24 protein-coding genes and 2 tRNA genes are annotated in these 26,387 nt (G+C 71.6%); 10 read left to right on the forward strand and 16 right to left on the reverse strand.

Translation table 11 applies throughout. The annotated features are described in order from the left end of the window. Positions 1-18: 18 nt before the first annotated feature. Entirely contained in the window at positions 19-1,218 is a 1,200-nt protein-coding gene (locus tag LADH09A_RS03890; protein WP_238643346.1) for a glycosyltransferase, read from the reverse strand. A 224-nt stretch (positions 1,219-1,442) separates the two neighbouring features. Here LADH09A_RS03890 and LADH09A_RS03895 point away from each other — a divergent pair, with 224 nt between their 5' ends. The 3 genes from LADH09A_RS03895 to LADH09A_RS03905 all read left to right on the forward strand — a co-directional run bounded on the left by LADH09A_RS03895 (position 1,443) and on the right by LADH09A_RS03905 (position 3,911). Further along, on the forward strand, positions 1,443-2,441 hold the full coding sequence (locus LADH09A_RS03895) for an SDR family oxidoreductase (protein WP_238643347.1): 999 nt from the start codon (positions 1,443-1,445) through the stop codon (positions 2,439-2,441). A 59-nt stretch (positions 2,442-2,500) separates the two neighbouring features. After that, on the forward strand, positions 2,501-3,250 hold the full coding sequence (locus tag LADH09A_RS03900) for an ATP-binding protein (protein WP_238643348.1): 750 nt from the start codon (positions 2,501-2,503) through the stop codon (positions 3,248-3,250). Positions 3,251-3,338: 88 nt separating this feature from the next. Beyond that, the gene (locus LADH09A_RS03905; protein ID WP_099848385.1) at positions 3,339-3,911 is read left to right on the forward strand and encodes a DUF5709 domain-containing protein; all 573 of its coding nucleotides are present in this window, start codon (positions 3,339-3,341) and stop codon (positions 3,909-3,911) included. Positions 3,912-3,917: 6 nt separating this feature from the next. Here the strand turns inward: LADH09A_RS03905 and LADH09A_RS03910 are convergent, their stop codons facing one another. Next, a complete protein-coding gene (locus LADH09A_RS03910) occupies positions 3,918-4,571 on the reverse strand; it encodes a response regulator (protein WP_238643382.1) in 654 nt (217 codons plus the stop codon). 14 nt (positions 4,572-4,585) lie between these two features. After that, positions 4,586-5,728, reverse strand: a complete 1,143-nt coding sequence (macS, locus tag LADH09A_RS03915; protein ID WP_238643349.1) for a MacS family sensor histidine kinase — start codon at positions 5,726-5,728, stop codon at positions 4,586-4,588. Between the two features lie 120 nt (positions 5,729-5,848). Here macS and LADH09A_RS03920 point away from each other — a divergent pair, with 120 nt between their 5' ends. Further along, positions 5,849-6,304, forward strand: a complete 456-nt coding sequence (locus LADH09A_RS03920; RefSeq protein ID WP_238643350.1) for an ATP-binding protein — start codon at positions 5,849-5,851, stop codon at positions 6,302-6,304. Between the two features lie 63 nt (positions 6,305-6,367). On the opposite strand, the gene LADH09A_RS03925 is transcribed toward LADH09A_RS03920, so the two are convergent. After that, positions 6,368-7,306 carry a ribose-phosphate diphosphokinase gene (locus LADH09A_RS03925; protein ID WP_238643351.1) on the reverse strand — a complete coding sequence of 313 codons (939 nt, stop codon included), beginning with the start codon at positions 7,304-7,306 and terminating at the stop codon, positions 6,368-6,370. Between the two features lie 101 nt (positions 7,307-7,407). On the opposite strand from LADH09A_RS03925, the gene glpK reads away from it, so the two are divergent. Beyond that, positions 7,408-8,892, forward strand: a complete 1,485-nt coding sequence (gene glpK, locus LADH09A_RS03930; RefSeq protein WP_238643352.1) for a glycerol kinase GlpK — start codon at positions 7,408-7,410, stop codon at positions 8,890-8,892. A 15-nt stretch (positions 8,893-8,907) separates the two neighbouring features. Here glpK and LADH09A_RS03935 read toward each other — a convergent pair whose 3' ends face one another. Further along, entirely contained in the window at positions 8,908-9,741 is an 834-nt protein-coding gene (locus LADH09A_RS03935) for a phosphoribosylaminoimidazolesuccinocarboxamide synthase (protein ID WP_238643353.1), read from the reverse strand. 139 nt (positions 9,742-9,880) lie between these two features. Here LADH09A_RS03935 and LADH09A_RS03940 point away from each other — a divergent pair, with 139 nt between their 5' ends. Continuing rightward, positions 9,881-11,212 carry an ABC transporter substrate-binding protein gene (locus LADH09A_RS03940; RefSeq protein WP_238643354.1) on the forward strand — a complete coding sequence of 444 codons (1,332 nt, stop codon included), beginning with the start codon at positions 9,881-9,883 and terminating at the stop codon, positions 11,210-11,212. A gap of 136 nt (positions 11,213-11,348) precedes the next feature. Here LADH09A_RS03940 and LADH09A_RS03945 read toward each other — a convergent pair whose 3' ends face one another. The 7 genes from LADH09A_RS03945 to LADH09A_RS03975 all read right to left on the reverse strand — a co-directional run bounded on the left by LADH09A_RS03945 (position 11,349) and on the right by LADH09A_RS03975 (position 17,932). Beyond that, positions 11,349-11,597 carry a hypothetical protein gene (locus LADH09A_RS03945; protein WP_088950039.1) on the reverse strand — a complete coding sequence of 83 codons (249 nt, stop codon included), beginning with the start codon at positions 11,595-11,597 and terminating at the stop codon, positions 11,349-11,351. Between the two features lie 194 nt (positions 11,598-11,791). Further along, positions 11,792-11,865: transfer RNA gene (locus LADH09A_RS03950), tRNA-Met, on the reverse strand. Positions 11,866-11,988: 123 nt separating this feature from the next. Further along, a tRNA-Met gene (locus LADH09A_RS03955) sits at positions 11,989-12,062 on the reverse strand. A 132-nt stretch (positions 12,063-12,194) separates the two neighbouring features. Then, entirely contained in the window at positions 12,195-13,133 is a 939-nt protein-coding gene (locus LADH09A_RS03960) for a hypothetical protein (RefSeq protein ID WP_238643355.1), read from the reverse strand. Continuing rightward, on the reverse strand, positions 13,123-13,632 hold the full coding sequence (locus LADH09A_RS03965) for a sigma-70 family RNA polymerase sigma factor (RefSeq protein WP_238643356.1): 510 nt from the start codon (positions 13,630-13,632) through the stop codon (positions 13,123-13,125). The genes LADH09A_RS03960 and LADH09A_RS03965 overlap by 11 nt, the downstream gene beginning before the upstream one ends. Positions 13,633-13,831: 199 nt before the next feature. After that, a complete protein-coding gene (locus tag LADH09A_RS03970; RefSeq protein ID WP_238643357.1) occupies positions 13,832-16,822 on the reverse strand; it encodes a UPF0182 family membrane protein in 2,991 nt (996 codons plus the stop codon). Between the two features lie 96 nt (positions 16,823-16,918). Then, a complete protein-coding gene (locus tag LADH09A_RS03975) occupies positions 16,919-17,932 on the reverse strand; it encodes a YlbL family protein (RefSeq protein ID WP_238643358.1) in 1,014 nt (337 codons plus the stop codon). Positions 17,933-18,116: 184 nt separating this feature from the next. Between LADH09A_RS03975 and LADH09A_RS03980 the strand changes: the two genes are divergently transcribed. Next, a complete protein-coding gene (locus LADH09A_RS03980; protein ID WP_238643383.1) occupies positions 18,117-19,337 on the forward strand; it encodes a zinc-dependent metalloprotease in 1,221 nt (406 codons plus the stop codon). A gap of 431 nt (positions 19,338-19,768) precedes the next feature. Here LADH09A_RS03980 and LADH09A_RS03985 read toward each other — a convergent pair whose 3' ends face one another. Both LADH09A_RS03985 and LADH09A_RS03990 read right to left on the reverse strand, forming a co-directional pair. After that, the gene (locus LADH09A_RS03985; protein WP_238643359.1) at positions 19,769-20,377 is read right to left on the reverse strand and encodes a glycosyltransferase family protein; all 609 of its coding nucleotides are present in this window, start codon (positions 20,375-20,377) and stop codon (positions 19,769-19,771) included. A gap of 886 nt (positions 20,378-21,263) precedes the next feature. Next, positions 21,264-21,794 carry a M48 metallopeptidase family protein gene (locus LADH09A_RS03990; protein WP_238643360.1) on the reverse strand — a complete coding sequence of 177 codons (531 nt, stop codon included), beginning with the start codon at positions 21,792-21,794 and terminating at the stop codon, positions 21,264-21,266. Between the two features lie 513 nt (positions 21,795-22,307). Here LADH09A_RS03990 and LADH09A_RS03995 point away from each other — a divergent pair. From LADH09A_RS03995 to LADH09A_RS04005, 3 genes are all read left to right on the forward strand, one after another. Next, positions 22,308-22,478 (forward strand): DUF5679 domain-containing protein, encoded by a 171-nt coding sequence (locus tag LADH09A_RS03995; RefSeq protein ID WP_167457767.1) that lies wholly within the window; start codon positions 22,308-22,310, stop codon positions 22,476-22,478. A 215-nt stretch (positions 22,479-22,693) separates the two neighbouring features. Beyond that, complete coding sequence (locus LADH09A_RS04000; RefSeq protein WP_238643361.1) at positions 22,694-23,806, forward strand: TOMM precursor leader peptide-binding protein; 1,113 nt, start codon at positions 22,694-22,696, stop codon at positions 23,804-23,806. Further along, entirely contained in the window at positions 23,803-25,149 is a 1,347-nt protein-coding gene (locus LADH09A_RS04005) for an ABC1 kinase family protein (RefSeq protein ID WP_238643362.1), read from the forward strand. The genes LADH09A_RS04000 and LADH09A_RS04005 overlap by 4 nt, the downstream gene beginning before the upstream one ends. A gap of 381 nt (positions 25,150-25,530) precedes the next feature. Here LADH09A_RS04005 and LADH09A_RS04010 read toward each other — a convergent pair whose 3' ends face one another. Both LADH09A_RS04010 and LADH09A_RS04015 read right to left on the reverse strand, forming a co-directional pair. After that, complete coding sequence (locus LADH09A_RS04010; RefSeq protein WP_030490434.1) at positions 25,531-25,896, reverse strand: WhiB family transcriptional regulator; 366 nt, start codon at positions 25,894-25,896, stop codon at positions 25,531-25,533. 130 nt (positions 25,897-26,026) lie between these two features. Further along, a complete protein-coding gene (locus tag LADH09A_RS04015) occupies positions 26,027-26,275 on the reverse strand; it encodes a hypothetical protein (protein WP_238643363.1) in 249 nt (82 codons plus the stop codon). Positions 26,276-26,387: the final 112 nt, after the last annotated feature.

Genomic DNA, 26,387 nt, shown 5'->3' on the forward strand with positions numbered 1-26,387 from the left:
GGCCGCCCGACCTGCCGCTCAGGCCTCGACCGGCTTGCGGCGACTCACCACCCGCTCGTAGAGGCGCTCCAGCGCCCCGGCGGTCCGCTCCCAGGTGTAGCTGCTGCGGACCCGGTCCACCGCGGCGTGCCCGTACGCGAACCGGCCGGCGTTGTCGGCGAGCAGCCGACGGATCGAGACCGCGAGTGCCCGCACGTCGCCGGGGGGCACCAGCCGGCCGGTGACCTCGTCGACGACGGCGTCGGCCAGGCCACCCATCGCGTAGCCGATCACCGGCACGCCGCAGGCCATCGCCTCCAGCGAGACCCGCCCGGCCGAGGAGTAGTGCGGGGTGCAGGCGACGACGTCCGCCGACCGGTACCAGGTGGCCATCTGGTCGTGCGGCACCGCGCCGACGAGCCGTACCTGGTCGACGACGCCCGCCTGCTCGGCCAGCTCGCGCAGGCGCCGCGCCTCGGCGTGGTTGGCCAGTTGGTCGGCCGGTGGACCGCCGGCGATCACCAGCTCGGCGTCGCCGACCAGCCGCATCGCCCGGATCAGGTCCTCCTGGCCGTGCCCCGCGGCGAGCGAGCCGACCGAGAGGATGCGGGCCCGTTGCTCGCGTGGCGCCGCCTCGCCGTCGGGGTGGAACTGCTCGATGTCCACCCCGGGTGGCACCAGGGCCACCGAACTGCGTTGCAGACCCATCCGGGTCAGCTCGTCGACCTCGTCGTTCGACTGGGCCACCGCGATGTCCACCGCGCGGGTCAACGCGCGTTCCAGCGTGATCCGCTCCCCCGGCCCGTCGTAGCGGCCGCCCAGGTGGCGCAACTGCTCGATGCCCAGTGAGTGGAACGTCTGCACCACCGGGATGTCGGTCTCGCGTACGGCGTGCGCGGCGGCCAGGCCACCGATCCAGTAGTGCCCGTGCACCACCTCGGGTCGCCAGGCGCCGGCCCACTCGTCGGTCAACCAGCGGCCGAACTCCGTCACGTACGGGATCAGCCCGGCGGTGGGCAGTGGGGTGGGCGGACCAGCGGGCACCTGGTGCACCTGGTAGCCGTCGACGGGGACCGTCGCCGGCAGGCCGGGGTCGTCCCGGCGCTCGTAGAGCCGTACGTCGTGGCCTCGTTCGGCCAACTCGGCGGCGACCCGGGCGATGTGCTGGCGGGTGCCGACCGGCGGGCCGTCGGCGTGGCGGTACGAACTGGCGTGCGCGCAGACGAGGCCGACGCGCATGGGTCACCTCCCTGCGATCTTTCCTCGGCGGTGGTCCTCCCGGTCAGAGCGTCCCATTAACCCCGGGACCGGGAGTCGAAACCTGGCAGATCAGGAAGAGTCCGCGCGAGTGCCACCGACACTTGCGCCACGGCAATCGCAACCGGCACAGGTCACCCGAGTTCGACGATGATCGACAAGCCGCAGGTGGTATGACCAGGCCCGGGCGGGGGTACCGCTCAGGAATGCCGCTGACCCGCACTCTCGACGATTCGACCGTGGTGATCACCGGCGCGTCCAGCGGGATCGGCACGGCGACCGCGTACGCCTTGGCCCGCCGGGGTGCTGCCGTCGTGCTGGCCGCTCGCAGCGAGCCGGCCCTCCGACAGGTCGCGCAACGCTGCCGGGAGTTGGGCGGCCAGGCGCTGGTCGTACCGACCGATGTGACCGATCTGGAGTCGGTGCGACGGCTGGCCGAGCGGGCGGCGGCCGAGTTCGGCCGGATCGACGCCTGGGTGAACAACGCCGCGGTGGGCGCGGTGGGCCTGTTCGACGAGATCCCGGTCGCCGAGTTCCGCCGGGTGCTGGAGGTCAACCTGCTCGGAACGGTGCACGGCATCAAGGCCGCCCTGCCCTACCTGGGGGCGGCCGGTGGCGGTGTGCTGGTCAACAACGCCTCGGTGCTGGCCGAGGTGGCCATGCCGTACCAGTCGGCGTACAACGCCAGCAAGCACGGCATCCGCGGGTTGGCCGACACGGTCCGGCAGGAGCTGCGGGTCACCGGCCGCGGTCAGATCTCGGTCTGCACGGTGCTGCCGGCCACCATCGACACCCCGTTCTTCCGGCACACGGCCAATCACACCGGCCGGGAACTGGTGCCACCGCCTCCGATCTACCCGCCGGAGGTGGTCGCCGAGACCATCGTCCGGCTGCTGCGCCGGCCTCGCCGGGAGGCGTACGCCGGTGGCGCGGCCCGGTTGATCGGTCTGCAGTGGCGGCTGGCGCCCGCGTTGGTGGAACGCACCCTCGGCTGGTACCTCCAGCGCACGCAGTTCGGTCCGGGCGCCCGGGCGGACAGCAGCGGCAACGTGTTCCAGGCCGACGCCCAGGCCCGCCGGGACGGCGGCTGGAACGGCCGACGACGTCAGTTGGTGCGGATGACCGCCGCGTTCGGTCTCGCCGCCGCCGGCACCGCCGTCGGCACCATGGCGGCCATCAACCGCCGGTCCCGGTCGGTCCGCTGATGACCGGCATCGACCGCCCGAATGCGCGAACGGTGACTGACGCGCACAATGAGGCGATCATGTCGAACTGTCTCGTGGAAATCGACGAGTCGTCGGCGGTGGTCCGGCTGACCGGTGTGCTCGACGCCGCCGGAGCCGAGGCGGTACGCGGCGCGCTGCTTGCCAGACTCTCGGACCGGCCGGGCCCGGTGGTGGCCGACGTGACCGGGCTGCGCATCGTCGACGAGGTCGGGCGGGGCGTCTTCGCCGAGGTTCGCCGGGAGGTGGCCGACTGGCCTGCCGCGGATCTGCTGCTGTGTGACCCGGCGGTCCAGGTGGGCGTCGGAGCGCCGGCCCGGCAGACCGTGGAGGCCGGTGTGCCGGTCTGGCCGACGGTGGACGGCGCGCTCGCCGCGCTCGCGGCGACGCCGCTGGCGGCGGTGCTCTCCGCCGACCTGGCCCCGGCGGTGGGAGCTGCCCGGCAGGCCCGCGAGCTGGTCACCACCGGCTGCCAGCGCTGGGGCATGTCGATGCTGGTCGACCCGGCCTGCATCGCGATCACCGAGATGGTGAACAACGTCGTGGCGCACGCCCGGACCCCAATGACGGTGCGGCTCGCTCCTCAGGACAGCACCCTGCACCTGGCGGTCCGCGACCACTCCCCGCGTCGCCCGACGTTCGCCGGGGTGTCCCCGCCGAACCGGGCCGGCGGCCGGGGCCTGCTGCTGATCGACACGGTGGCTCGCCGATGGGGCAGCAGCGCGATACCGGACGGCAAGGTCGTCTGGTGCGTCCTGCACCCGGACGACGAGGTCGCCCACCTCGGCTGACGGGCGTTTCGCCGCCGCTGTCGTTTTCGCCACCGCACAGCCTGCGGTGCTCCGGTTATGGCGGGAGGGCAGCGGGTAGTGATCAGACATGCGCGACAACGAGTACCCGACCCCCGTGTCCGACACCGAGGCGCAAGGCCTGCCCGACACCGCCGATGACGACTCGACCGCCAACGACGACGTCCTCACCGGGCGCGAGGCGGACGGCCCGGACCCGGCCCAACTGCCCGGCGACCGTACGCCGGTGGCGGTGGACCGGTTCGGGACGACCGCCGAGGAGCAGCTCGACGGTGAGTCGTTGGACTACAAGCTCGACCGGGAGGTCTACGAACGCCCGGCCGACGACCCGCTGGCCGGGACGATCGACCCGAAGATCGCCTTCGAGGCGGACAATCTGGAAGCCGCGGCGGAGGCCCAGCTGGACGCCGACGTGATGGATCCCGGGCCCACCTCGGACCCGAACTCACCGGTCTCCCTCTACGACCACGGTCAGCTCGGCACGGTGGCCGACGCCACGGTCGGCCGGCTGGTCGAGCCGGACGAGGGCGCGCACACCGACCAGGAGACCGACTCGGTGGCGTACGACGCCGGATCGGCTGGGGGCGGGGCGACCGCCGAGGAGTTGGCCATCCACGAGACGGAGCCGCCGCGCTCGGTCTGACCCCGGTCAGTCGTCCAGGCCGCGTTCGATGGCGTACCGGGTCAGCTCGACCCGGTTGTGCAGTTGCAGCTTGCCCAGGGTGTTCTGCACGTGGTTCTGCACCGTGCGGTGCGACAACCCGAGCCGCTGCGCGATCTGCTTGTACGACAGCCCCCTCGCCACCTGCCGCAGCACCTCCGTCTCGCGCTCGGTGAGCCGGGGCGTCGCGGGCTGCCCGTCCCCGGCCGGGTCGGTCGGTTGCCCCGGCCGGGCGGCCAGCCGGCGGTACTCGCCGAGCACGAGCCCGGCCAGGCCGGGGGTGAAGACCGCCTCGCCGGCCGCGGTTCGGCGGACCGCGTCGAGGAACTCGGCGGGTGCGGTGGACTTCACCAGGTAACCGGTGGCCCCCGCCTTGACCGCGTCCAGCACGCTCTGCTGTTCACCGCTGGCGCTGAGCATCAGCACCCGCACGTCGGGCAGTGCCGCACGCAGACCCAGGATCACCTCGACGCCGGAGATGTCCGGTAGTTGCAGGTCGAGGACGACCACGTCGGGCCGCGCGGCGGCGGCGACCCGGACGGCCTGCCGCCCCTCGCCGCTGGTCGCCACGACCAAGAAGCCCGCCTCGGTGAGGTCGCGGGCCACACCCTCGCGCCACATCGGATGGTCGTCGACCACCATCACCCGCGTCGCGTTCACCGCTGCGCCCTCGGCACGGTCAGCTCGATCTCGGTGCCGGCGTCGGGGGCGGACACGATCCGGACCGTTCCGCCCACGTCGGCCACCCGACCCTGGATCGACTGGCTCACGCCGAGCCGGCCCTGTGCGGCCGCCTCGGTCAACCGGCCGTCCGGGATGCCCGGCCCCTCGTCGCGGATCGACACGGTCACCGTCGCCCCCTCATCCTCGATCAACACCCAGGCCCGCCCGCTGGCGTGCCGCCCCACGTTGTCCAGGGCCGCGCCGGTCGCGGCGGCCAACTCCCCGGCCACCCGCCGAGGCAGCGGCACCGGGGTGGCCGGGGCGGAGAGCACCACTGCCGCCGAGGCGTACCGGCCGAGCAGCGCCCGCAGGTCGACCGCCGCGGCCTCGCCGCCGTCGGGCAGCACGGCAGCGGTCGCCGGGCTGGTGCCGGCGATCAGGGCCCGCAACGCGACCTCCTGCTCGCCGGCCAACCGGGCCAGCTCGCCGGCCTCGCCGGGCAGGTCGGCGCCCCGCCGCTGCACCATTGCCAGCACCTGGAGCACCGAGTCGTGGATGCCCCGGGCCAGCCGCTCCCGCTCGCGGGTGGCGGCCTCCAACTCCACCGCGCGTTGCAGCCGTGCCTCGGCGCTCGCCGCGAGCCGGGACACGTGTCCGACCACCACTCCGGCGAGCAGCATCAGGATCACCCCGGTGAACGAGGACTGGCCGATCCGCTCCCGGGTGATCAGATCCGCGCCGGCGACCAGCAGCGCGGCGATGGTGCCCCGCCGCCGACCGCCGGAGACGGCCCAGGCCAGCACCGGGCCGGCCATCCAGGCGACCCCCATGGTGGGTACGCCGGTGGCGAGCGCCGCCCGACCGACCACCCACGGGGTTGCCGACACGATGGCCAGCACGACCCCGAGGTCGGCCAGGAGCAGCGGCCAGCGCCGCCAGGCCGGCCGGGCGTACCCGACCGCGGTCGCGGCGGTCCAGGCGGCCATCACCAGGATCAGGGCGCCGACGGCGTACGGGTGGTCGTACCGGTCGGCGTCGCGCACCGCGAGCACGCAGACGTACGCCAGGGACGCCAGCCGGAACACCGCCAGCGCACGCCACAGCGGCACCTCGAATCCACCCGGCGGCGACGACATGGCGGTCAGGATGCCACAACCGGTCGAGCCGCACGGCGAGCAGCGAGTGCGGTTCGGGAAACCCTGACGTACGGTGGAAAAGCCGCGAAATACTCCGAGATCCGCCGCCGGGACGGGCCCATGACGAACGCAGATCCGCACGCACCGCGTACGGTTGTGCCCATCGAACCTGCCCTCCTGATCGCCGACGCCTTCGACCAGGCCCAGGTGACCGAGATTCGACACTCGGTCACCTCATGCGCGCATGCCTGCGGACTCACCGGTCAACGGCTGGACGACTTCGTGCTCGCGATCAACGAGTTGATCACCAATGCGGTCCGACACGGTGGCGGGCGTGGATGGCTGCGACTCTGGCACGAGTCCGACCTGCTGGTCTGCGAGGTGGCCGACCACGGGCACGGCATCAGCCCGCAGCGGCTGGGTGACCGCAGTCGGCCGGCACCGGACACCGCCGGCGGTTGGGGCCTCTGGCTGGCCCGCGAGCTGACCGACGCCATGGAGGTCGTCTCCACCGCCGCCGGCACCACCGTCCGGGTCACCGCCGGCCTCGTCAGCCACGACCGCACCACGCGCTGATCCCTCCCGCAGCCGCGCCGCGGGACAGGGAAACGGCTGCGGCGTGCGGTTGCCATCGGCGGCTCAGGCGAACAGCGCCGAGACGGACTCCCCGTTGTGGATCCGGCGCATCGCCTCGGACAGGGCAGGCGCCACCGACAGAACCTGCAACTTCGGCACCCGCTTGGCGTCCGCGATGGGCACCGTGTTGGTGCAGACGATCTCCAGGACGCCGTCCTGGTCGCTGAGCCGCTGGAGGGCGTCGCCGGAGAAGAGGCCGTGCGTGCAGGCCAGCCGGATCGACCGGACCTTCAGGCCCCGCAGGTGCTCCATCAACTCGACAACCGTGCTGCCCTTGGCGATCTCGTCGTCCAGCACGATGACGTCCCGGTCGGTCACCTCGCCGATCACTGCGCTGATCTTGACCAGGTCGTCACTGAACCGCTGCTTCGCACCGGCCGCGACCGGCGTGCCGAGCAACCGGGCGAAGGCCGCCGCCTCCTTGGCGTTGCCGAGGTCGGGCGAGACCACCACGGTGTTGCTCAGGTCGTAGCGCCGGAAGTGGGTGGCCAGTTCCCGCAGCGCGTGCAGGTGATCCACCGGGACGCTGAAGAAGCCGTGCACCTGCGGCGAGTGCAGGGTCATCGCGAGCACCCGGTCCGCCCCGGCCGACACCAGCAGATCCGCGACGAGCCGGGCGCCGATCGAGATGCGCGGCGCGTCCTTCTTGTCGGATCGGGCGTACGCGTAGTGCGGCAGCACCACGGTGATCCGGCCGGCCGAGGCGCCCCGCGCCGCGTCGATCATCAGCAGCAGCTCGACCAGGTTCTCCTGCACCGGCGGCACCAACGGCTGGATCAGGAACACGTCCCGCTCCCGGCAGTTGGCCTGCAACTGCACTTCCAGACAGTCGTTCGCGAATCGGGAGACCCGCACCGGGTGCAGCGGCACCCCGAGGTGGGCACAGATCTCGGCAGCCAGGTCGGGATGGGCAGTTCCACTGAAAACGGCGATGTCGCGCACGTTCGCACATCGTAGGCGACGCGGACGGCCGGGGACGGCGGCGGGCCGCAACCGGCCGTGACGCCTGTCGCACCGAACGCCGGTCCGGGTACGGTGCTGCGGTGACCCCCCAGTACGTCGCCGCCATCGACCAGGGCACCACCTCGTCGCGGTGCATCGTCTTCGACTCCGCCGGGGACATCGTCGCCGTGGCCCAGCGCGAGCACCGGCAGATCTTCCCCCGACCGGGCTGGGTGGAACACGACGCCGAGGAGATCTGGGACAACGTCCAGCAGGTGGTGTCCGAGGCGCTGCGGGCCGCCGGCACCGACACCGCCGGCCTGGCCGCCGTCGGCATCACCAACCAGCGGGAGACCACCGTCGTCTGGGACCGGGCCACCGGTCGCCCGGTGGCCAACGCCATCGTCTGGCAGGACACCCGCACCGGGCCGCTGCTGCGCGAACTGGCCTCGGCGTACGGCGAGGAGCGGTTCCGGTCCCGCACCGGCCTGCCGCTGGCCACCTACTTCGCCGGCCCGAAGCTGCGCTGGCTGCTGGACGAGGTCGACGGCCTGCGCGAGCGCGCGGAGCGCGGCGAGGTGCTCTTCGGCACCATGGACAGCTGGCTGATCTGGAAGCTGACCGGCGAGCACGTCACCGACGTGACCAACGCCAGCCGGACCATGCTGATGGACCTCACCACCCTCGACTGGGCCCCGGACCTGCTGGACGCGATGGGCGTCCCGGCGGCGATGCTGCCGCAGATCCGCTGCTCCGCCGAGGTGTACGGCACCGCCACCGGCGTGCTGGCCGGGGTGCCGGTGGCCAGCGCGCTCGGTGACCAGCAGGCCGCCCTGTTCGGGCAGACCTGCTTCCAGCCGGGCGAGGCGAAGTGCACCTACGGCACCGGGAGCTTCCTGCTGCTCAACACCGGTGCCACCCCGGTGCCGTCGACGCACGGCCTGCTCACCACGGTGGCCTACCGGATCGAGGGGCAACCACCGGCGTACGCCCTGGAGGGCGCCATCGCGGTCACCGGCTCGCTGGTGCAGTGGCTGCGCGACAACCTCGGGTTGATCTCCACGGCGGCGGAGGTGGAGGAGTTGGCCCGCACCGTCGACGACAACGGCGGCTGCTACGTGGTGCCGGCGTTCTCCGGGCTGTTCGCCCCGCACTGGCGCACCGACGCCCGTGGCGTGATCGCCGGTCTGACCGGCTACATCACCAAGGGGCACCTGGCGCGGGCTGCCCTGGAAGCGTCGGCCTGGCAGACCCGCGAGGTGGTCGACGCGATGGACGCCGACTCCGACGTGGCGCTGCGGCGACTCCGGGTGGACGGCGGGATGACCGCGAACGGGCTGCTCATGCAGTTCCTCGCCGACGTGCTCGACGTGCCGGTGGTCCGGTCCCGGATCACCGAGACCACCTGTCTGGGCGCCGCGTACGCGGCCGGCCTGGCGGTCGGCTTCTGGCCGGATCTGGCCACCCTGCGGGCGCAGTGGCGCTCCGACGCGCAGTGGGAGTCGACCATGGCCCCGGAGCTGCGCGACCGGGAGCTGCACAACTGGCGCAAGGCAGTGCAGCGCACGCTCGACTGGGTGGAGTGAGCGCCGACGCGGCGGTCAGCTCCAGCGGTTGCCGGTGAGCTTCTCGTACACCTCGACGTAGCGGGCGCGGGTCGCCTCGACGACCTCGTCGGGCACGTCCGGGGCGGGGGCCTGCTTGTCCCAGCCGCTGCCGGTGGCCCAGTCCCGCACGTACTGCTTGTCGTAGGAGAACTGCACCCGGCCCGGCTGGTACGACTCGGCGGGCCAGAACCGCGACGAGTCGGAGGTGAGCAGCTCGTCGCCGAGGACCAGGGTGCCGTCCGGTGCCCAGCCCAGCTCGATCTTGGTGTCGGCGACCAGGATGCCCCGGTCGGCGGCCAGCTCGGCGCCGCGCCGGTAGACGTCGATGGTGATCTGCCGCAGTCGCTCGGCAGTGGCCTCGCCCACCTTGTCCACCACGTCGTCGTACGTGATCGGCTCGTCGTGCTCGCCCACCGGTGCCTTGCTCGACGGCGTGAAGATCGGCTCGGGCAGGATCGACGCCTCGCCGAGCCCTCGCGGCAGGGTCACGCCGGACACCGCGCCGGTCTGCTCGTACTCCCGCAGGCCGCCGCCGGTGAGGTAACCCCGGGCCACGCACTCGACCGGCACCATGTCCAGCCGCTGGCAGCGGATCGCCCGCCCGGCGAACTCGGCGGGCACGTCGGTTGCCGAGATGACGTGGTTCGGCACCAGGTCGGCGAGCTGCTCGAACCACCAGAGCGAGAGCGCGGTGAGCAGGCGACCCTTGTCCGGGATCGGCGTCGGCAGCGCCACGTCGTAGATCGAGATGCGGTCCGAGGCGACCAGGATCAGATCATCGCCGTCGGAGTAGACGTCCCGAACCTTGCCCGAGTGCAGAAGTTCCACGCGCCCTAGTACACCATGCGACATCGGGAGCCCTGATTCGACCACCCACGCCGGGGGGTGACCGGACGGACGTTGACACCTTCGTGCGCTGCCTGCGTGAATGGTCCGACCGCCGCCCTCGCAGGTCCAGGAGACCCCCGTGCCCGTTGTTCGACCCCCGTTCGACCGCCTCGGCGCCGACCCGGGCCGGCGCCGACTGCTGACCGCGCTGCTCGGCGCACCTCTGCTCGGCGCCGGTGGGCTGGCCGGGTGCAGCGACGACGCCGCCACGTCGACCCAGGACGGGCCGGTCGAGCTGTCGGTCTTCTGGTGGGGCGGCACCAGGCGGGCCGAGATCACCGAGAAGGTGCTGCGGCTCTACTCGGAACGCAACCCGCGGGTCACCTTCCGGGTCACCTGGCAGGGCGCCGACGGCTACTACGACCGCCTGGCCACCCAGGCGGCCGGCGGCAACGTACCGGACCTGATCCAGATCGACGACGCCATGCTGACCGAGTACGCCCAACGCCAGATCATTCTCGACCTCACCGACCGGGTCGCCGACCACCGGCTGGATCTGCGGGGTCTGCCGGAGGGGCTGATCCGCTACGGCACGGTGGAGGGGCGGACGATGGGGGTGGCCTGCGGGCAGACCCACGCCGGTGTGGTCTTCAACCGGGAGTTGCTGCGGGAGCTACAGGTGCCCGAGCCGCGGGCCGGGATGAGCTGGGCCGAGTACCTCTCGTGGGCCGAGCAGGTCACCGAGGCCAGCGACGGCCAGGTGGCCGGCACCATGGACGGGTCCGGTGACTACCGGGCGCTCTGGCTCTGGCTGCGGTCGCAGGGCGGCGAGCTCTACCGCGGCAAGCAGCTCGGCTTCGGCGTGGAACAGCTGATCGCCTGGTTCGAGCTGTGGCAGCGGGCCCGCAGCGTGCGGGCCACCCCGGGTGCGGCGCTGGTCGAGCAGGCCGACAGCGGCGAGCCGTCCCGGCAACTGGTGGTGACCGGGTTGACCGCCGCGTCGTTCGCGTGGTCCCACCAACTGCCCGAGTTGCAGCGGCTCACCGAGGCCGAGCTGGGCATGGTCGGCTTGCCGGGGCCGACCGGTGCGCAGTGGGCACGCGCGTCGATGTTCTGGGCCGCGTTCCGGGGCACCCGCCACCCGGACACCGTCACCGACGTGATCAATTTCCTGACCACGAACGGCGAGGCCGGCACTGTCCTCGGGCACGAACGCGGCCTGAACGCCAGTCTCGCCGTCCGCCGCTATGCCGAGGGCAGCATCACCGATCCGGCCCAGCGGCGGGCCGCCGCGTTCGGCGCGGCCATCGCCGACCAGCTCGGGCCGGCCCCGGCGCCACCACCGAAGGGGCACGCCAAGGTGCGGACCCTGCTGGTCGCCACCGCGGAGAGCATCCGCGTCAAGCGGGCCGGCACGCGGGCGGCCACCTCGCGTTTCATCGCCCAGGCCAATGCCGCCCTGGCGGCCTGACCAAGCAACGCCGCCCTGGCGGCCTGACAAGCAACGCCGCCCTGGCGGCCTGACCAAGCAACGCCGCCCTGGCGGCGTGACGACCGGCGGTCGGCCCCCGGCCCGCCGCCGTGGACCGACCTGACCGGTTGCCGGGTCAGCGCGGCGGGCCGCCGCGACGGTTGCGCATCAGACGCAGCACGAGGAACACGACGATCGCGACCACCACCAGGCAGCAGAGCAGGGGAAGGATCCCGAAGCCGCTGCGGCCCCGTCGCCGGGCGGCTTCCACCACCAGCTCGCCGGTGCCCGTGGACGCCCAGGCCGCGACGGGCACGAACACCGCCAGGACGGCCCCACCGAGGACCGCGCTGAGTCGGCCCCACCACTTACCGAAGGAAGACATGTGCCCATCCTCGCCGAAGGGCGCAACCTCGGCACGTCGGTCCACGCCGAATCACGGTACCGAGATCTTTCCGACGTGCCCCCGGGGCGCGAGCTGTTGCGGCAACGCCCCGGGCAAAGACGGTGATTCTTAGCGAGGCACGAACAAGCCCGGCCCCCACACTGTGGGGGCCGGGCTTGTGTCACTTTCATTTGTAGCGGGGACAGGATTTGAACCTGCGACCTCTGGGTTATGAGCCCAGCGAGCTACCGAGCTGCTCCACCCCGCGTCGACTGGTTAAGACTAACCCATGCGTTCCCGCGATGATCAGCGGGGGTCGGCAACCGCTGCGGCCGACACCGCAGAATGTCGAAAGCCCGCCTCCGGCATTCCGGAGACGGGCTTTCTGTCGTAGCGGGGACAGGATTTGAACCTGCGACCTCTGGGTTATGAGCCCAGCGAGCTACCGAGCTGCTCCACCCCGCGTCGGCTCGCTAACCGTAGCGCACCACCCCCGGGCCCCGCAAAACGACATCCGAATCCGCCGGATCGCGACCCAGCACCACCGCCGGATCGCGACCCGGCCACCACGGTCGGATCGCGACCCGGCCACCACGGTCAGCCGAGCCAGACCTTCACGGCGGCGGCCGCCCGCGCACTGTCCGCGTCGACCTGCGCCCGTTGGCTGGAGGTGTTCTCCCAGCCCTGCTCCCAGAGGATGGTCACCACGTCGCCGACCCGGATCGCCCGGATCAGCCGCACGTCCTGCACACCGGTCGGGTCACCGTTGATGTCCTGACCTGGACTGCGCATCTCGAACAACACCGACTCGTCGCCGTACCCGCTGTCGGCCAGCAGCCGCTGTCTGCCCAGCACGGGCGCGCTGCCGCCCGACCGTTCCTGCTGCGGGCAGTCGCGCACCGCCTGCCGCAGCTCGTCCAGCAGGTCGTCGGCGCGCCCGGCCCGGTAGATGGTGATGGAGTGCGTGTAGGTGCCGTCCGGGACGTACCCCTCACCCGGGTTCTGCGGCAGCTTGTAGACCACGTTCCGAGCCCGACGCTGCACGATCGCCGCCTCGCTCGGGAAGGTGGCCCCACACAGGCCGGGCAGGACGTCCAGGTCCCGGAATTCCGGCGCGATGCCGATCTGGTTGGCCGCCGCGAGCCTGAAGAACGCCCGATCCGGGATGCTGGTCGGCGTCCTGGGCTGCGGCGAACCGGTGACACCCGGAGACGTCGCCGTCGTACCCGGGGAGCGGCCGGGCGTCGTCGGCGACACCGGCGGTGACGGCGAACCACCGGTCACCGACGGCGACGGCGACACGGGCGGCGGCGTGGGCGTGCCGGCCGGCGACGGTACGGTCACGGGCGGCGGGCCGACCACCTGGGTGCCGATCACCACGCCCACCACCACCAGCGCCACGGCAACGGTGCTCCCGGCGGCACGCAGCCGGGCCCGGCGGTCCGCCTGCTGCCGCAGCAGGTCGGGGACGCCCAGATCGCGAGCGTCAGCGTCGGCGGCGAGGGACTGGTACATCTCAGACAGTTCACGCGACATCGGTGGCCTCCAGTTCCACGACGGCCAGATCGGGCAGCAACGCGGCGAGTCGGGCCCGGCCGCGGGAAAGCCACGACTTCACTGTGCCAACCGGCGCGTCGACCTCACGGGCGATCTCCTCGACGGGCATGTCGTACAGGTAGTGCAGCGCCAACACGCGCCGGTGGGTCGCCGGCACCTGACGGAGGGCCTGGACCAGCAGCACGCTGTCCTCGTTGGGCGGAGCCACCGGTGGTGGCGCCCCCGCCAACCGCAACGCGCCACGCAGGCCGCGCAACCGCCGCCAGCGGTCGGTCGCCAACCGGGACACCACCAGGCGCAGCCACGCCTCCGGCGCCGGATGCGCCGACAACCTCCCCCACTGCCGCCAGGCCCGGGCGTACGCCTCCTGCACCAGGTCCTGCGCCTCGTTGTGGTCGCCGGTGACCGCATAGCCGTACCGCACCATCCGCCGTGCGGTGCTGCGGTAGAAGTCATCAAAGCTCTGCGCGTCCCTCACGACTGCTCCCCCTCATCCCCACCCCGTTCCACCCCGTTGCAAATGAGGACGGCGGACCGGTGCCGCAGGTTGCGGTCCGACCCCACCTGTCGGTCAGGTGACAGACAGGCTCCCGCCCGGGACGCGGCGAAGCCCCCGCCGTCCGGACCGGTGCGGTCCGACGACGGGGGCTCCGAGACGTGCTCCCCGCTGTGGTGGATCAGCCGCCAGGGCTCGGTGACGGGCCACCACTGGCAGTGCCGGCGGCCTGCTGTGCCTGCTGGAACGCGGTGAGCGCCTCGTCCAAGGCCTTCAGCGCACGCCCGTACCGCTCGAAGTCGCCGGACGTCTGCGCGGCCCGGACCTCGGTGATCGCGGTCTGCACCCGGTCCGCGGCGACCGCCAGGTCACCGGTCGGCGGCGGGATGCTGGCGCTCGGCGTCGGCGTCGGCGTCGCGGTCCCGCTGGGCGTCGGCGTCGGCGTCGGGCTCGTGGGGTTGCCCCCCGTGGTCGGAGGCGGTGACGTGCCCTGCCCGGCCTTCTTGCCCTGCTCGACCAACTGCTTGATGCCGTCGTTGATGTTGTCGGCCAGCGCCACGAAGGAGCCACCGTCACCGTAGGAGAGCAGCACCTTCTGCAACAGCGGGTACGCGTCCTGCTGGTTGCTCTTCACGTAGACCGGCTCGACGTAGAGCATGCCGTCGGCGAAGGGCAACGACAGCAGGTTGCCGTACTGCACCTGGGCCTGGTTGCTGGAGAGCAGGTTGAGCTGCTGACGGATGTTCGCGTTGTTGGTCATCTGCTGGTGCACCTGCACCGGACCCGAGATCCGGGTCTGGTCCGGCAACTCCAGCACCTCCAGGCGGGGCTTCCCCTCGACGTACGACCCGGAGATCAGCGCGGCGAGGTTCTGCCGGCCGTTCGGGGTGACCGCCGAGGTGAGCTGGAACCGGGGGCTCTCCTGCCCCGGGAACTGGGTGAACAGGTAGTACGGGGGCTGCTTCTGGCCGCTGTCCGGAGCGTCCGGCACGTTGGGCACCTGCCAGAAGTCCTGCGCCGAGTAGAAGTCACCCGGGTTGGTCACGTGGAACTTGGTGAGCAGGTTGCGCTGCACCTTGAACATGTCCGCCGGGTAGCGCAGGTGCTCGGTCAGCTCGACCGGGATCTCCGCCTTCGGCAGCACCAGGTCACCACCGAACGCCTTGTTCCACGCCTTGAGCACCGGGTCGGTGTCGTCGTACTCGTAGAGCTTCACGGTGCCGTCGTACGCGTCGACAGTGGCCTTCACCGAGTTGCGCATGTAGTTGACGTCTTCCCGGGCCAGCTGGAAGGTGCCCCGGTTGGTCAACTCGTCGGTGGTCTCGGTCTGGAGGTTGACCTTCTCCGCGTACGGGTAGGTGGCCGCCGTGGTGTAGCCGTCGACGATCCACTGCACCCGGCCGTCGACCACCGCCGGGTACGGGTCGCCGTCCAGCGTGAGGAACGGCGCGACCTTCTCCACCCGGTCGCGCGGGTTACGCACGTAGAGCAGCTTGGAGTCCTTGTTGACCGCCTCGGACAGCAGGAAGTTCGACTCCTGCTCCTTGATGGCGTACAGCAGCCGCCGGGTGAAGGAGCCGATCTCCACGCCGCCCTCACCGGTGTAGGTGTAGGACTCGCCGCCACCCTCACCGACCGGCCGGTCGAACTCGGCCTTCTTGTTCGGGTCGGACTGCCCGACGATCGCGTAGTCGTCGGCCGCCATCCGCTCGCCGTAGTAGATCCGCGGCTGCTTGGCCGGGATCTGCTCGGTCTGCGAGGAGCACGCCTCCTGGGTCTTCTCGCCGAGGAAGCCGGAGACGAAGAACGGCTGCCCGCCGCAGACCACCTGGTTCGCCGGGGCGGCCACCAGCCCGTACCCGTGGGTGTAGACGGTGTGCCGGTTGATCCAGGTGTTCTGCTGGTCGGTCAGCTCGCCGTAGTTGATCTCCCGGACGCCGACCACGTAGTCGGAGACCTTCCCGTTCACCCCGTACCGGTCGATGTCCAGCTTGGGGCCGAAGTCGTAGAAGCCACGCACCTGCTGGAGCTGGGTGTACGTCTCGCTGACCAGCTGCGGGTCGAGCAGCCGCACGTTCGACACCACCGAGGTGTCGGTGGCGAGGTTCGCCGGTGGGGTGAGGTTGTTCGCCGCGTACGGTGTCGTCTCGGTGGCCCCCAGCCCGAACGCCGCTCGTGTCGCGTCGATGCTGCGCTGGATGTACGGCGCTTCCTTGTCCTTGGCGCTCGGCTTGACCTCGAAGGTCTGCACGGCCCAGGGGTAGATGCCGCCGATGGCCACCGCGGACACGCCGAGCAGTGCCAGCGAGATCCCCGGCCAGACCAGGTTGCGCATCCAGGCGTTCGAGAACACGATGATCGCGATGGCCACCACGATCGAGATGTAGGCCAGGATCTCCTTCGCCGGCAGCAGCGCGTTGACGTCGGCGTAGCCGGCGCCGTACAACTTGGCGCCCTCGTTGTACTCCAGCAACATCGCCCGCCGGTCCAGCACGTACGCGATGGCCTTCAACAGCACGAAGACCGCGACCAGGCTGCTCAGGTGCGCGCGGGCCGCGTTGCTCATCCGGTCCCCGACGCCCTGCAGGCGGACCCCGCCGAAGAGGTAGTGCACCGCCAGCGCGCCGATCACGGCCAGCACCACCGCGGTGAAGGCGACACCGAGCAGGTAACGCCAGAACGGCAACTGGAAGACGTAGAAGCCGATGTCCACCCCGAACTCCGGGTCCTTGATCCCGAAGTCACCGCCGTTGCGGAAGAGCAGCCACTGGTTCCACCGGTTCTGCGCGGAGAGGCCGGCGAACAGCCCGACCACCGCGGCGGTCAGCGCGATCCAGGTGCCAAGCCGCGGGCTCAGCGCCATCCGGTAGCGCTCCAGGGTCGCCTGTTCCACCGAGTGCGGACGCAGCCGCGGACGCAACCGGTAGGCCAACCACAGGTTGCCCCCGACGATCACCGCCATGCCGAGACCGACGGCGAGGAAGAGCACCAGCCGGGTGAGCAGGACGCCGGTGAAGACCTCGGTGTAACGCACCTCGTCGAACCAGAGCCAGTCGGTCCATGCCTGGACACCCCACCCGAGCAGGGTGAAGAGCACGAACACCCCAACCAGGACAGCGATGGTGACGCGCCCGCGCCGGCTCATCCTCGGGAGGGGGCTGCTGCTACGCATTACCACTGTTGGCTCCGCACGCTCGATGTGATCGGCTCCGACCAGGCACCCAGAGTACGGGGTGTTCCTGAGCGTGTCGGGGCACGGTCACACCGGTCAGCAACGAGTCGGCTGACCACCCGCGCGCAACGTCTCCAGAGCGGTCATCGCCTCGTCCAACGTACCCACCCGCAGCAGCGGCAGACCCGGCTGCGGATTGCGGACCGCCTCGGCGCAGTTGTCCGCCGGCACCAGGAACACCTTGGCCCCGGCGCGCTTCGCGCCGACCAACTTCTGGGCGATCCCGCCGATCGGGCCGACGGCGCCCTCGTCGTCGATGGTGCCGGTGCCAGCGATGATCTGCCCACCGGTCAGATCCGCCGGGGTCAGCTTGTCCACGATGCCCAGGGCGAACATGAGACCGGCGCTCGGCCCACCGATGTCCTCCAGGTCGATGCCGAGGGTGAACGGGTGCGGCTGCTGCTGGTCGATCTCGACACCGATCCGCGGTCGGCCGTCCGCCTCCCGGCTGGTCACCGCCACCGTGGCCGGCACGCCGTCACGGGTGTAGCCGATGGTCAACGCCGTACCGGCCGGCTTCGCCCGGACCAGCTCGGTGACCTTCGCGGCGATCGGCACCGGCTGACCGTCGACCGAGGTGATCACGTCGCCGACCTTCAGCGCCCCCGCGGCCGGCCCGTCCCCGGACACCGTCTTGATCACCACCTGCACCGGAAAACCCAGCTCCCGCAGCGCGGCGGTCTCCGCGCTGGTCTGCGACGCCTTGAAATCCTCGGCGTTGCGCTGCTCGACCTGCTCCGTCGACTCCCCCGGTGGGTAGACCAGCTCGCGTGGCACCACCGCCTCGTCATCGGAGAACCAGCCCGCTATCGCCCCCCGCAACCGCACCGTGGGCTGCACCCCCACCGTGGTCAACCGCAGCTGACCGGCCGAGGTCGAGGTCTCCCGACCGGTGACCTGGATGACCTCCTTGCCGCCCTCCGTACCGAGGGTGTTGACCGTCGGGCCCGGGCCGAGCACCACGTACGGAATCGGAACCCGGAGCACCCCGATGCTCAGCAGGGCGGTGAACAGGGCACCGAGCAGGACCGTCAGGCCACGACGTCTCATGCCGCAGAGCGTACCGACCGGCCGGAGGCCTCCTGTCGGATGCGCCACGCGACTTCGCCCTCAGCGCAACGCCAGCGGCGGCGACCTGGGGCGCGGCCCGCGTACCGTAGACGTCGTGCCTGATATTCCGTTCGGTTTCGCGCTCCCGGGTGGTCAACCACCAGACCCCAACGATCCCGCGCAGATGCAGCAGTTCATGTCGCAGTTGCAGCACCTGCTCTCCGCGCCGGGCAGCGGGCCGGTCAACTGGGACCTGGCCCGGCAGGTAGCAGCCAGCCAGCTCGCGGCCGCCGGCGACCCGGCGGTGTCACCGTATGAGCGCAACGCGGTCGAGGAGGCGCTGCGCCTGGCCGACCTGTGGCTGGAGCCCGCCTCGGCGTGGCCGTCCGGCATCCAGTCCCCCGTCGCCTGGAACCGCAATGAGTGGATCTTCAAGACGCTGGACGTGTGGCGCAAGCTCTGCGACCCGGTGGCCAGCCGGATGGTCGGTGCCATGGGCGACCTGGTGCCACCGGAGGCCCGCGCCCAACTCGGCCCGATGCAGTCGATGGTGGCCTCCCTCGGCGGCGCGCTCTTCGGCGGTCAGCTGGGCCAGGCCCTCGGCTCACTCGCCGCGGAGGTGCTCTCCGCCGGCGACATCGGGCTGCCGCTCGGCCCGGCCGGCACGGCCGCGCTGATCCCGGCCAACATCCGGGCGTACGGCGAGGGCCTCGAACTTCCCGAGGACGAGGTCCGCCTCTACGTGGCGCTGCGTGAGGCTGCCCACCAGCGGCTGTTCCAGCACGTCCCGTGGCTGCGCGGCCACGTGCTCAGCGCCGTCGAGATGTACGCCTCGGGCATCCGGGTCAACCGGGAGGCGATCGAGGAGGCGATGGGCCGGGTCGATCCGACCGACCCGGAGTCGATGCAGGCGATCGCCCTGGAGGGCATCTTCACCCCGGAGGACACTCCGGCGCAGAAGGCCTCACTGGCCCGACTGGAGACCGCACTCGCCCTGGTCGAGGGCTGGGTCTGCCACGTCGTGGACAGCGCCGCCAGCGACCGGCTGCCCAACGTCGTCCGGCTCGGTGAGGCGTTCCGCCGTCGCCGTGCCGCCGGCGGCCCCGCCGAGCAGACCTTCGCCGCACTCGTCGGCCTGGAGCTGCGCCCACGTCGCCTTCGCGAGGCCGCGGCACTCTGGGCCGCACTCACCCAGCACCGTGGCATCGAAGGCCGCGACGCCGTGTGGGGCCACCCGGACCTGCTCCCGTCGGACGACGACTTCGCCGACCCGGTCGCCTTCGCGATGAACGACATGGACCTCAGCGAGCTGGACAGCTTCGACTTCACCGCTCCCGGTGGGGTGGAGGAGAAGGCTCCCGGCCAGCCCGACGAGACCGACGGCGAGGGCGACACCAAGTCCTGAGGCCTGGACGGCTGACGCCTGGGCGTCGCGATGCGAGGGCTCAGCGACGCATGGGCTCCGCGACGCATGGGCCTGTGATCTGTAGGTCCGGAACGCGTGGGCCCGCGACCCGTGGGCCCGCGACCCGTGAGTCCGGCAACGCGTGGGCCCGCGATCCGTGGCCTGTGATCCGTGGGCCTGTGATCCGTGGACCCGGAACCCGTGAGCCCGGGTGCCCGCACTGATCGGCGGCGGGCATCCGGCGTGCAGGTGGCTTTGACTGGGCAGCAGGTGCGGCGAGACTCGGTCAGGCACGCCTGTTGGTCAGGGGAGGCTGGTTGGCCAGGCCGGGGGTCGGCTGGCGAGCAGGGCTGACCGGTGAGCTGAGCCGGCGGCCAGGCGGGCCGGCCCGAGCCGGAGAGCAGGGCGCTGGTCGCCGGCAGGGCCGGCGGTCAGGCGGGTCGGCCCGAGCCGGAGAGCAGGGCGCGGGTCGCCTCCCAACCCTCGAAGGCCGGATCCAGCGTGGCCAGGTCGGCCGGGCCGCGCAGTCGCCGCCAGCCGGCGGTGACCGCCACGTCCGCCGGTCGAGGGGCACCGGAACGCACGTCCGTCGGCGTAGCCGTGTCCAGGTTCAGCGGGGGCAGCCAGCCCGGCACGGGCAGCCGCACAGCCACCCCGAGCAGGCCTGGGCCGCCTCCGTCGACCGGAGCCACCGCGACGGGCCGGGTGGTGAGTGGGCGCAGCAGCTTGCCGACGGTCAGTGCGGGCAGGTCAGGAACGTCCCCGACCAGCACCGCCGCCTGGTCGTAGCCCTCCAGCGCGGCGAACACGGCGTTCGGCGTCGGCTCGGCCACCTCGTAGACCGCCGTGCCGGGCCAGACCAGCGCGTCGGCGAGGGCTCGGTCGGCTGGGGTGACCGCGACCGCGATCTCCACCTCGTTGAGCGTGGCGAGTAGGTCGATGACGTCTTCCGCGAGAGCCGCTCGCCACTCCGCCCGGTCGACACCCGGCGGCGACCAGGGGACCGACCCGAGCAACGCCACTACCACCCGTCGTGCCACCCTCCGACCCTATCGCCCCACCCCACAGACCGCCCTGCCCGACCGCCCCGTCCGCAGACCGCTCCGCCCGCAGACCGCCCCGCCCGACCACACCGCCCGCCCGACCACCCCGCGCCCCGCCCGACCACCCCCGCCCGCAGACCGCCCCGCCCGACCACCCACCCGCAGACCGCTCCGCGGCCGTCCAGCTAGGCGTAGACGCATGATCGACTCGCTTTCCTGAAAATCGCGGTGTCCGGAGGGCATCGATGGCGCGGTTTTCAGAAACGCGAGTAGATCTAGCCGGTCGCTCCTCGGACGGCCTACGGCCTTGGGGCACACGGCCCTGGGCACGGCCCTCGGCACGGCCCTCGGCGCGCACGGGCACCCGCGCGCAGCGGGCCCGTGCTTGGCGCGCCGGCATGATCAACTCGCCTTCCTTGAAATCGTGGTCTCCGGGAGGCATCGATAGCGCGGTTTCTAAGAACCCGAGTTGACCTAGGCCGATCACGTCTCAGACGGCGCGCGACGCACGGCGCACGAGCCCCGGCCCCCGGCGCCCCGGCCCACCGACCCTCGACGCTCGACCCTCGGCGCCCGGCACCTGGCGCTCGGCTCGGCGCCCGACCCACCGGCGCCCGACCCACCGGCGCTCGGCGCCCGACCTTCAACTCTCGGCGCTCGGCGCTCGGCGCTCGGCGCTCGGCGCTCGGCGCTCGGCGCTCGGCGCTCGGCGCTCGGCGCTCGGCGCTCGGCGCTCACGACATGATCGACTCGGTTTCCTGAAAATCGCGGAGTCCGGAGGGCATCGACAGCGCGGTTTGCAGGAAAGCGAGTCGACCTAGGCCGATGGAGTGGATCCAGGCCGAGCGAGTGGGTCCGGGCCGGTCGGGTGGATTCAGGCTGATCAGGTCGCGAGCGGTGCGCAGGAGGCGGCGGCCACGCCTTCGAGGTAGCCGCGGGCGCGTTCCGCCTTCGGGTAGCGGCCGACCAACGCCCAGAACCGGGCGTTGTGGCTGGGCACGATGAGGTGCGCCAGCTCGTGCAGCAGCACGTAGTCGATCACCCAGTCGGGCATTTCCTGGACGCGGTGCGAGATCCGGATGCTGCGGTCGGCTGGTGTGCAGGAGCCCCATCGGCCGTTCTGGTTGGTGACCCATCGGACGCTGGCCGGCACGGCCTTCGTGGGGTACTCGGCCAGGTAGAGGTCGATGAGCCGGGTGGCCCGGGCCAGCAGCTCGGCGTCGGAGCGGGCCAGACGCCCCTCGCGGGCGGCGAGCCGGGCGAGCATACGGTCGACCCACTCGCTCTCCTCGGCTCGGGAGAACTGGTCCGGGATGAGGACGACGACCCGCTCACCGTCACGGTACGCAGACACCGTGCGTCGTCGGCGCTGGCTGCGCCGCACCTCGACGACCGGCTTGCGCGTCCCCGCCATCACTGGCCCGCGCAGCCTGGGCTACGTGTCACGAAGGAAAGCTAATGCGTACTGACCAGGGGTCCGCAAGGGTCAACCGCGCGACACGCGCCCAGAAAATGGTAATTGGTCGCCAGGCGTCCGGAAAATTTCTTGACGACGGCACCGCCACGCCATCTCGTCACCCTTCGTGAACGCCGATGGTCGTGTCACACGAGGCCCCTCCACCGTAGGTGATCACCGTCCCGGAAGCAGCGCGGGGGGCACTCGCACGGGTGGCTGTGAGGGTTTGGTCGGCGTGTCCCCGCCAAACTGACTTATCCGACCTATTTCGCCATGCACACTCTCGACGTCGACTTGCTCACAGTGTCGATGCACAGCTGACATGGAACTGCCCAGACCTGGGTAGGGTCCGCGGACCAGCGGTCACGAAGGTGGCCGCGGAGTGAGACCCAGCGCCGGCGCCCCGTGTGGCCCGCCGCCGGGCACCCCGCCGGGACGGCATTGACCGGCGGACGAGACGAGGAGGGCACCGTGGCCGACCAGGCCCAGACGACCTACAACGGTTACTGCGTGAAGTGCAAGGAGAAGCGGGACTTCGAGGGGCACGTGGAGGTCTCGAAGACCGGAATGAACATGGCCAAGGGCAAGTGTCCGGTTTGCGGGACAACAGTGAACCGCATCCTGGGCAAGGCCAAGGTCTGACCCGTACGGGTGACGGGGGCGGGGTGGCCGGCGGCCACCCCGCCCCGTTGCCGTCTCGGGGGTCGGCCGGTCCTCGGCGACCTGTCGGGTGACCGACAGCCTTGTCGGCGGGCTGTGGAAAACCGGCCAAAGCCTGTGGACAACGCTGGACAGCGGCCTGAGCGCCTGTGGACAACGATCGACCGAACGCGAAGCAACGGTCACGATTGGTGACCATGAATCGCACCGCACTGCCCCGCCCCATGCTGCTGCCCGGCCTCAACCGGCTCTGGCGGGACCGGCACACCCTCCAGCTCGGCGTCGGGCCGGGGCCGGCCGTGCTGCTCGAACTGGCCAATCCCCGAGCCGCCCACCTGCTCGACCTGCTCGACGGCACCCGCAGCGAACGCGCGGTGCTGACGCAGGCGGCCACCGTCCGGGTCACCGCCGACGAGGCACGTACGCTGCTCGACGCCCTGCGTACGGCCGGGCTGCTGGTGCCCGCGCACAGCCTGCTCCCCCGTGACCTGGCCGGCCCGGTTCGCGCCCGGCTGGCGGCGGAGGCCGGCGCGCTGGCCCTGGCCGGCGCTCGACTGCCCGGCACCCCTGCACAGGTCCTGCGCCGGCAGCGGACCAGCCGGGTCGTGCTCACCGGCGCCGGGGCGCTCGGCGGGCCGCTGACGGTGGCGTTGGCCCAGGCCGGCGTCGGGCAGGTGATCCCCCACCTCACCGGCCCGGTTCGCCCCGTCGACCTGGTCGGCACGGGCATCCCCGCCACCGAGCTGGGCCACCCGCTGGCACGGGCGGTACGGGCCGCGGTCGACCGCGTCGCACCGGGCACCGGCACCCAGCCGGGCCGGGCCACCCGGGTAGACCTGGTGATCCAGCTCGGCACGGACCGGCCACCCGCTCTGGTCGCCGCCGGTCTGGCCCAACGCCGGCAGCCACACCTGCTGGTCACGCTGCGCGAGGGCGTACCCGTCGTCGGGCCGTTGGTCCGCCCACCCGCCGGGCCCTGCCTGCACTGCGTCGAGCTGCACCGGGCCGACCGCGACCCGGACTGGCCGCGGCTCTCCGCTCAACTCGCCGCCACCGACCCGGTCGCCTCGGGGGCGACCAGCACGCTGCTGGCCGCCATCGGGTACGCGCTGGGCGAGGCGCTGACGCAGCTCGACGGCGGCCAGCCGGAGACGCTCGGTGGGGCGATGGAGATCACCGACGCCGGCCGCTTCCGCCGTCGGGGCTGGCCGCCACACCCGGCGTGCGGGTGCTCGCGGGGTCGAGTGTCCGCACCAGCCCGGCCGCAGAGCAGCAGCGGAGCCCTCCGGTCGGTAACAATGACCGTGTGACCGACATCCCGCGCCGCGCCGTGTCCCGCACCGCCAAGCTCGCCGCCCTGCCGCTCGGCTTCGCCGGCCGGACCGTTCTCGGCATGGGAAAGCGCGTCACCGGGCTCGCCTCCGACGTGATCTCCGCGGAGATCCAGCAGCGCACCGCCGAGCAGCTGTTCAGCGTGTTGGGCCAGCTCAAGGGTGGTGCGATGAAGTTCGGGCAGGCGCTGTCGGTCTTCGAGGCGGCACTGCCGGAGGAGATCGCGGCGCCCTACCGCCAGGCACTCACGAAGCTCCAGGAGGCGGCGCCACCGCTGCCGGTCGCCAGCGTGCACAAGGTGCTGGCCGAGCAGCTCGGCCCCGACTGGCGGGACCTGTTCGTCGAGTTCAACGACACCCCGGCGGCTGCCGCCAGCATCGGCCAGGTGCACCGGGCACGGTGGCGGGAGCCGGGGTTCGACGAGTCGGGCGCACCGAACAGCCGCGACGTGGCCGTCAAGATCCAATATCCGGGCGCCGGCGAAGCGTTGCTCTCCGACCTCAAGCAGCTCTCCCGGCTGGGTGGGATGTTCCGGGCCATTCAGCCCGGTCTGGACGTCAAGCCGCTTTTGGTCGAGCTGCGCGAGCGGATCACCGAGGAGCTGGACTACGAGCTGGAGGCCGAGTCGCAGCGCGCCTTCGCGGCCGCGTACGCCGACGACCCGGAGATCTACATCCCGCAGGTGATCAACGCGGCGCCCCGGGTGTTGGTCACCGAGTGGGTGACCGGCACGCCGCTGGCCGACATCATCCGCGAGGGCACGGAGGAGGAACGGGACGAGGCGGGCCGGTTGATGGCCACCCTGCACCTCTCCGCCCCGCAGCGGGCCGGGCTGCTGCACGCCGACCCGCACCCGGGAAACTTCCGGCTGCTGCCCGACGGCCGACTCGGGGTGATCGACTTCGGCGCGGTGGCCCGGATGCCGGAGGGCACGCCGGAGCCGATCGGTCGCATCGCCGCGATGGCTCTGCGCGGCGACGCCGACGAGGTGGTGGCGGGTCTGCGCTCGGAGGGCTTCATCGGCTCCACCGAGGAGATCGACGCCGAGGGGGTGCTCGACTTCATCCGACCGATGCTGGAGCCCATCGCTGCGGACGGGTTCCGCTTCACCCGGGCCTGGCTGCGCGCCGAGGCGGGCCGACTGGCCAGCCCGCGGTCCCCCACGTACCAGCTGAGCAGGCAACTCAACCTGCCGCCGTCGTACCTGTTGATCCACCGGGTGACGCTCGGCTCGATCGGGGTGCTCTGCCAGTTGGAGGCGAAGGCCCCGTACCGCAGCATCCTGGAGCGCTGGCTGCCCGGCTTCGCCTCGGTCGCCTGAGGCCGTCCACAAGCCTGAGGCTGTCGACAAGCCTGAGGACGTCGACAAGCCTGAGGCTGTCGACAAGCCTGACCGTCCACAAGCCTGAGGACGTCGAGGAGGGCGGGTGCCGGTCGGCACCCGCCCTCCTGTGTGCGGTGGTACTAGAGAACGCCCAGGTCGCGTGCCGTCTTGTTGCGGCTGTTCATGGCGACGGTACGGGCGGATCGGGTTGCCTCAGTGCTCGTGGTGGTACGACCGGCCTGAGGCCGGCGCATTCGAGCCCGGGACAACGCTTCGTGGAGTAGTTGCATCTCGAAGGCTCCACTGGGGACGTTGAACATCGTCTTCTCACTCACTGCCGGTGTGACACCGGCGTAGTTGGAACGGATCGGGAACACGTCAGGCTGCCAGCCGGACCGCGCCACGCACCTCGGACAGCCCACTGGCCGCCAGACGCGCCTCGGCCTCGACCCGAAGCTCGGCGTCACGAGCGACGTCCTCCTTACGCGGACGGCCACGGGGCCGCTTACGCGGGACGACCGCGCCACGCTCGAAGATCTCGCCGCCCCAGACGCCCCACGGCTCTGCTCGTTCAACGGCTCCGGCCAGGCATTCGACGCGCAGCGGGCAGTCCCCGCAGAGCGACTTGGCCAGCTCGAGCTCGGTGGGCGAGTCGGAGAACCACAGGTCGGGGTCGAACTTCCGGCAGGGCAGGTTCGCCTCCATCTCGACGCTCATGTCGAGGGGGGCCAACGCCAGACTCATCTCCCGGTCACCTCTCTCTCACTTCGATCTCGTGGATCGCATTCCGACGTACTTACGGCGGGCAAAAAACTGAGGCCGCGGATCCCGGTAAGCGGGTTCCGCGGCCTCGAGGTGAGCCGGTGTCTGATGGTCAGACCGGTTTACCTCGAGGTGGAACGCCGCGGACATCCATGCGCTTCTTGGCGATCTGGATGCCATTGCCCGTAGAGCCACTGGTCCCCTCGACTCCGACTGGTGCGACGGTCAGGCTCAGCTCGGTCTGAACCTGGTGCACCTGCGGAACCGACGGTCGTGCAGCCGTGAGGGCCACCCGGACAGCCGACAGCGGAGCGTGGACAGACGGCATCGCCGCCAGACGCTCATAGGTGAAGATCTTCACGGGTGCCACCTCCCTCACGTTCCTCGGATCGACTGGACCAACCCCCGTGAGCAGCCGGAATGGCGCCGCTCGCGTGGTGTGTCCTGAGGCTATTCCTCGCGCCGGGGCGAGG

This window comes from Micromonospora cabrerizensis, assembly GCF_022230955.1.
Lineage (GTDB): Bacteria > Actinomycetota > Actinomycetes > Mycobacteriales > Micromonosporaceae > Micromonospora > Micromonospora cabrerizensis.